This window comes from Mycobacterium sp. (genome assembly GCF_046095365.1).
Classification (GTDB): domain Bacteria; phylum Actinomycetota; class Actinomycetes; order Mycobacteriales; family Mycobacteriaceae; genus Mycobacterium.
The window spans coordinates 1-3,805 of the sequence record NZ_JBJTJF010000027.1 but is presented as its reverse complement, the minus strand read 5'-3'; the positions used below and the strand labels follow the sequence as shown (position 1 = coordinate 3,805).

General features: G+C 70.2%; 5 protein-coding genes. All 5 read left to right on the top strand.

The annotated features are described in order from the left end of the window. Positions 1-1,506, top strand: a 1,506-nt coding sequence (gene secA2 / locus ACKOQ4_RS02195) for an accessory Sec system translocase SecA2 (RefSeq protein ID WP_526288383.1), incomplete at its 5' end; no start/stop codon positions are given. A 43-nt stretch (positions 1,507-1,549) separates the two neighbouring features. Then, complete coding sequence (locus ACKOQ4_RS02190; RefSeq protein WP_526288381.1) at positions 1,550-2,209, top strand: CDP-alcohol phosphatidyltransferase family protein; 660 nt, start codon at positions 1,550-1,552, stop codon at positions 2,207-2,209. Further along, a complete protein-coding gene (gene gcvH / locus ACKOQ4_RS02185; protein ID WP_526288379.1) occupies positions 2,206-2,598 on the top strand; it encodes a glycine cleavage system protein GcvH in 393 nt (130 codons plus the stop codon). The genes ACKOQ4_RS02190 and gcvH overlap by 4 nt, the downstream gene beginning before the upstream one ends. A gap of 91 nt (positions 2,599-2,689) precedes the next feature. Further along, a complete protein-coding gene (garA, locus tag ACKOQ4_RS02180) occupies positions 2,690-3,166 on the top strand; it encodes a glycogen accumulation regulator GarA (RefSeq protein ID WP_526288377.1) in 477 nt (158 codons plus the stop codon). Then, a partial coding sequence (gene ftsR, locus ACKOQ4_RS02175) for a transcriptional regulator FtsR (RefSeq protein ID WP_526288375.1) occupies positions 3,163-3,805 on the top strand: 643 nt, incomplete at its 3' end. The genes garA and ftsR, both read left to right, overlap by 4 nt.

Sequence of the window (3,805 nt, the reverse complement as noted above, 5' to 3'; positions counted from 1 at the left end):
GAGCGTGCACTCGGCGGCATCGACCTGTACTCCGAGGAACACGTGGGCACCACGCTGACCGAGGTCAACGTCGCCCTGCACGCCCACGTGCTGTTGCAGCGCGACGTGCACTACATCGTCCGCGACGGCGCGGTCCAGCTGATCAACGCCTCCCGCGGCCGGATCGCGTCGCTGCAGCGCTGGCCCGACGGGCTGCAGGCCGCCGTGGAGGTCAAGGAGGGCATCGAGACCACCGAGACCGGCGAGGTGCTCGACACCATCACCGTCCAGGCGCTGATCAACCGCTATCCCACGGTGTGCGGGATGACCGGCACCGCGCTGGCCGCAGGCGAGCAGCTGCGCCAGTTCTACAAACTCGGAGTCTCGCCGATCCCGCCGAACACCCCCACCATCCGCCAGGACGAGCCCGACCGGGTCTACATCACCGCGGGGGCGAAGAACGACGCGATCGTCGACCACATCATCGAGGTGCACGCCACCGGCCAGCCGATCCTGGTCGGCACCCAGGACGTCGCGGAGTCCGAGGACCTCCACCGGCGGCTGCGGCGGCGCGGTGTGCCCGCGGCGGTGCTCAACGCCAAGAACGACGAGGAGGAGGCCCGAGTCATCGCCGAGGCGGGCACGCGCGCCGCGGTGACGGTGTCCACCCAGATGGCCGGCCGCGGCACCGACATCCGGCTGGGCGGATCAGGGGCCGAGGACGACTCCGCGGAGAAGCGCGACGTCGCCGGCCTCGGTGGTCTGCACGTCATCGGCACCGGCCGGCACCGCACCGAGCGGCTGGACAACCAGTTGCGCGGGCGCTCCGGACGGCAGGGCGACCCCGGCTCGTCGGTGTTCTTCTCCAGCTGGGAGGACGACGTCGTCGCCGCGCACCTGGAGTCCGGCAAGCTGCCGACCGAGTGCGACGAGACCGGCCGGATCCTCAGCCCCAAGGCCACCGCACTGATCGACCACGCCCAGCGGGTCGCCGAGGGCCGGTTGCTGGAAGTGCACGCCAACACCTGGCGCTACAACCAGCTGATCGCGCAGCAGCGGGCGATCATCGTCGAGCGACGCAACACCCTGCTCAGCACAGCGGCCGCCCGTGAGGAACTGGCAGAGCTCTGCCCGGAGCGTTACGGCGAACTGTCCCAACAGGTTTCCACCGACGAGCTGGAGGGCATCTGCCGCCGGATCATGCTGTACCACCTCGACCGCGGCTGGGCTGACCACCTGGCCTACCTGTCCGACATCCGCGAGAGCATCCACCTGCGGGCGCTGGGCCGGCAGAATCCGCTCGACGAGTTCCACCGGCTGGCCGTCGACGGCTTCACCCACCTGGCCGCCGACGCGATCGAGGCATCCCAGCAGACCTTCGAGACCTCCGACGTGCTGGACGGGGAGCCGGGCCTGGACCTGTCCCGACTGGCCCGTCCGACCTCGACGTGGACCTACATGGTTCACGACAACCCGATGCGCGACGACTCGCTCTCCGCGCTGAGCCTTCCCGGGGTGTTCCGCTAACGCCGCACCCGCCGCCGCCGGAGCGACGGGTAGGTTCTTCGGCATGCCAGGCCGGGTGTGGACGATCCCCAACGTGCTCAGCGTCGTCCGCCTGGCGCTGCTTCCGCTGTTCGCCTACCTGCTGCTGGTGCGGCACGCCTACGGCCCGGCGGTGGCCATCCTGATGTTCAGCGGGGCGTCGGACTGGGCCGACGGCAAGATCGCCCGACTGGTGGCCAACCAGTCCTCGCGGCTGGGGGAGTTGCTCGACCCCCTGGTCGACCGGGTGTACATGGTCGCCGTGCCGGTCGTGCTGGCGCTTTCCGGTGTGGTGCCGTGGTGGCTGGTTCTGCTGCTGCTCAGCCGCGACGCCGTGCTCGCGGCGACCCTGCCGGTGGTGCGGAGCAGGGGCCTGGCGGCCCTGCCGGTGACCTACATCGGCAAGGCGGCCACCTTCGCCCTGATGTCGGGCTTCCCCCTGATTCTGTTGGGGCAGTGGGATTCCGGGTGGAGCCGCGCGGTCGGGGCGATCGGCTGGGCGTTCGTGATCTGGGGCACCGGGATGTATCTGTGGTCGGCGGTGCTGTACCTGATCCAGGTGCGGATGGTCGTGCGCCGGCTGCCCAGGGAGCGGCTTGCGGCAACCGAAACCCCGCCAATACGCTCAGCCCGTCAACCCAGCGGCCACGACCGGCCCGGGACCGACCAACGAGGAGCATCGTGAGCGACACCCCCGCCGACCTGCGCTACACCGCCGAGCACGAGTGGGTCCGGCGTACCGGGGACGACACCGTCCGGGTCGGGATCACCGACTTCGCGCAGTCCTCCCTCGGTGACGTCGTCTTCGTCCAGCTGCCCGAGGTGGGCGCGCAGGTGACCGCGGGTGAGTCGTTCGGGGAGGTGGAGTCGACCAAGTCGGTTTCGGATCTCTACGCGCCGGTATCGGCGACGGTGGTCGCCGTCAACGCCGACCTGGAGGGAAGCCCGCAGCTGATCAACTCAGACCCCTACGGCCAGGGCTGGCTGCTGGAACTGCGCGCCGACGGCGACACGCTGGAGGCGGGGCTGTCGGGACTGCTCGACGCGGAGGCCTACCGGAGCACCCTGACCTGACGCCCGGCCCCGGGAAAATCGAACTGGTGGGCACGCCGACGATCGCCGGACGGTACGGTCAAGTCATACGGCAACTGCAGAGGAGTAGCGGGTGACGGACAAGGATTGGCGGCCGGGGGCTGACGACAGCTCCGAGGAGCTGACCGTCGAGACGACCTCCGTGTTCCGCGCGGATTTCCTCAACGACCTTGACGCACCGGCCGGTCCCGCCTCCGAGACAGCGGTGTCGGGGGTGGAGGGCCTGCCCACCGGATCGGCACTGCTGGTGGTCAAGCGCGGCCCCAACGCCGGTTCGCGATTCCTGCTGGACCAGCCGACCACGTCGGCGGGCAGGCACCCTGACTCGGACATCTTCCTCGACGACGTCACAGTCAGCCGTCGTCACGCCGAGTTCCGCTCGGACGGCAACGAGTTCCAGGTCGTCGACGTCGGCAGCCTCAACGGGACCTACGTCAATCGGGAACCGGTGGATGCGGCCACCCTGGCCAACGGCGACGAAGTGCAGATCGGCAAGTTCAGGCTGGTGTTCCTGACCGGCCCGAGGCCGGGCGGTGCCGGTAGCCAGTGACCGCGCCCGAAAGCCCCGCACCGGCTGGAATGTCGATCGGCGCGGTTCTTGACCTGCTGCGGCCCGAATTCCCCGACGTCACGATCTCCAAGATCCGTTTTCTGGAGTCCGAGGGGCTGGTCACCCCGGAGCGCAGCCCGTCGGGCTATCGGCGGTTCACCGCCTACGACTGCGCCCGGCTGCGCTTCATCCTGACCGCCCAGCGCGACCAGTACCTACCGCTGAAAGTCATCAAGGACCAGCTCGACGCGCAACCAGACGGCCTGCTGCCCGAACCGGTCTCGGCCTATCCGCCGCCGCGGCTGGTCCCGGTCGGCCAGGACCGGTACCCCGGCGGCGGTCCCGCGGGCGCGCCCACCCCGGTCCGGTTGAGCCGGGAGGATCTGCTGGAGCGTTCGGGGGTGTCCAGCACGCTGATCACCGCACTGTGTCGGGCGGGCGTCATCACCACCGGCCCCGGCGGATTCTTCGACGAGTACGCCGTGACGATCGCGCAGTGCGCGGCCGCCCTCGGCGAATACGGAGTCGAGCCGCGGCACCTGCGGGCATTCCGGTCGGCGGCCGACCGGCAATGGGATCTGATCGCCCAGATCGCCGGGGCGGTGGGCGGGGGGGCGCGGGCCGGCGCCCGGGAGCGGG

Excerpts from the sequence above, each read along its gene's own strand:
- ACKOQ4_RS02190 (WP_526288381.1), top strand. The coding sequence starts at position 1,550 with ATGCCAGGCCGGGTGTGGACGATCCCCAACGTGCTCAGCGTCGTCCGC.